Below are 2,629 nucleotides of genomic sequence, written 5' to 3'. Positions count from 1 at the left end.
TTTCCTCTTTACAGCCAGCAGCAAAAAAATAGTAATTTACCCGCGCATGCAGCTGCACCAAACATTCAATAAAACAAGACTGGCGCCTACACCCAGTGGCTTCTTACACCTGGGTAATGTATTGTCATTTGTTATCACTGCGGCACTGGCAAAAAAAGCCAACGCCAGAATACTGCTGCGTATCGATGACCTGGACCGTGAACGTGCAGCGCCGCAGTACGTGCAGGACATCTTTGATGCCCTGCATTATCTCAGCATTCCCTGGGATGAAGGTCCTGCAGATTACGCTCAATATGAAAAGGAATATTCACAGCTGCACCGCATGGAGCTATACCATGCAGCGCTGCAGCAGCTAAAAGAAAGGGAGCATGTATTTGCCTGTGAGTGTTCACGCGCACAGGTGCCGGATGGCATTTACCAGGGTACCTGCCGCAATAAAGGATTACCGCTGGATCAGGGAAATGTAAGCTGGCGGCTGCGTACGGATACCACGAAAGAGATCAGCATTCGAACATTAACAGGTGAAGTCAAAGCCTCCTTACCACCATCCATGCTGGACTTTGTTGTAAGAAAGAAGGACGGCTTTCCGGCTTACCAGCTTACTTCTGTTATAGATGATCATTACTTTGGGGTAGATCTGGTCGTAAGAGGAGAGGATCTTTGGCCATCTACCATTGCACAAAATTATTTGTCAGCATTACTGCCGGGTAATACTTTTCAATACAGCAGCAGCTATCATCACCCACTATTATTAGAAGCGCCGGATAAAAAATTATCAAAATCCGCCGGTGCTACTTCCATACAATTCCTGCGAAAGGAAGGGAAGCAGCCGGCGGATATTTATACTATGATTGCACAAATGCTGGGGCATCAGCAACCGGTTCAAGATTGGGAAGGAATAATAGAGTTAGTGAAGATGCCTGTTTAAAAGGTCCTACACCGCTAACCCCTTCAAAAATTCCAGCACATCCTGCCCGATCTCCCGGTAATGCGTTTCCAGCGCAAAGTGCCCGGTATCATAGAATTTAACGATCGCTTTCGGGTTATCCTTTTTATACGCTTCGGCACCGGCTGGTAAAAAGAACGGATCTTTATTTCCCCAGGCAGCTAATATCGGCGGCTGGCTGTTACGGAAGTATTCCTGGAATTTAGGGTACAGCGCTACATTGCTGCGGTAGTCCAGCATCAGGTCCAGCTGAATTTCTACGTTACCCGGGCGGTCCAGGAAATGCTGATCCAGCGTATAGGTTTCCGGTGCAATTAATGATAGATCCGCTACTCCGTGCTCATATTGGAAACGCGTCATTTCAGTGGCTACAAACCCGCGCAGTGCGTTACGGTTGGCTTCAGAAGGATCTTGCCAGTAAGTTTGAAGCGGATTCCATTCTTTACTTAAGCCTGCTTCGTATGCATTCCCGTTCTGGGAAATAATACCGGTGATCTTTTCCTTGTTAGCCAATGCCAGCCGGTACCCGGTAGGCGCGCCATAATCAAACACGTAAATAGCAAAACGTTTTAATTCCAGACCATCAATAAACGCCTGCATGGTATGGGCCAGGTTGTCAAACGTATAGGCAAACTGGTCGTGCGGCGGTGCATCAGAATAGCCATATCCCGGCAGGTCTGGTGCAATAACATGATACTGCTCACTTAAAATGGGGATCAGGTTGCGGAACATGAAAGAGGAGGTGGGATACCCGTGCAGCAGCAGTACAACAGGGGCATTCACAGGTCCGGCTTCCCGGTAAAATATGTTTAAACCATTGGCTTTGGCAGTGCGGTGAAATATAGTTGTGTTTGTCATGGTAAATACGTTTTTGTTGACCATACAAATGTACAGTAGCTATTTAATCATTAAAAATGATTAGTTTTGATATAAACTATCTGTAAAAGAGATGAATTTACACGACCTGCAAACCTTTGAGGCAGTAGCTGCCTTAGGTAGTTTTACCAAAGCGGCAGAAGCCATGCATACCGTGCAGTCCAATGTTACGGCGCGTATAAAAAGCCTGGAAGATGAATTTAAGGTAACTCTTTTCACACGCACCTCCCGACGGGTGGAGCTTACGGCTGCGGGCGAAACGCTGATCAAATACTGCCGGCATATCGCCCAAACGATTGAAGAAGCTAAAAGAGAGCTGTCTGAAACCTCGCAGGTTGGCGGCATTATCCGCATTGGTACAATGGAAACTTCCCTGTCTATGAAGCTGCCGGGTGTTATTAACCGCTTCACGGATCATTACCCGGATGTAGAGATCGAAGTTAAAAGCGCCTTTACCGGTGTGCTAACAAACGATGTGCTCAGCTACAGGCTGGACCTGGCTTTTGTGGCAGCGCCCATTGCCTCGCCGGAGCTGCAGGAGAAAGTGGTAAAAAAAGATAAGCTGGTGATCATTACTGCCAGCGAACATACCAGCCTCAAAAATTATCTGAAAAAACAACCGGTAAAGATCATTGTGTTCGACCAGGGCTGCAGCTTCCGCGCCCGGCTGGAATCATGGCTGAATGCTAAAGGTGTGGTAAGCTATAGAAGCACCGTAATGAATAGCTGGGAAGGCATCATCAGTTTTGTGGAAGGAGGGATGGGCATGACCATTGTACCGGAAGACCTGCTGCTGCAGCACTATGC

At 47.5% G+C, this 2,629-nt stretch carries 3 protein-coding genes; 2 read left to right on the top strand and 1 reads right to left on the bottom strand.

The window, feature by feature from the left end:
- The coding region (locus VIM87_RS11040; protein WP_331997048.1) for a glutamate--tRNA ligase family protein at positions 1-928 on the top strand (928 nt) is incomplete at its 5' end.
- Positions 929-934: 6 nt separating this feature from the next.
- Here VIM87_RS11040 and VIM87_RS11035 read toward each other — a convergent pair.
- Positions 935-1,804, bottom strand: a complete 870-nt coding sequence (locus VIM87_RS11035) for an alpha/beta hydrolase (RefSeq protein ID WP_331997047.1) — start codon at positions 1,802-1,804, stop codon at positions 935-937.
- 91 nt (positions 1,805-1,895) lie between these two features.
- Between VIM87_RS11035 and VIM87_RS11030 the strand changes: the two genes are divergently transcribed.
- The coding region (locus VIM87_RS11030; RefSeq protein WP_331997046.1) for a LysR family transcriptional regulator at positions 1,896-2,629 on the top strand (734 nt) is incomplete at its 3' end.

Origin of the sequence: Chitinophaga sp., from assembly GCF_036569125.1 — a bacterium.
Taxonomy (GTDB): Bacteria; Bacteroidota; Bacteroidia; order Chitinophagales; family Chitinophagaceae; genus Chitinophaga.
Note: the sequence above shows the minus strand (reverse complement) of the source record. Positions and strands in the feature narration are given on the sequence as shown.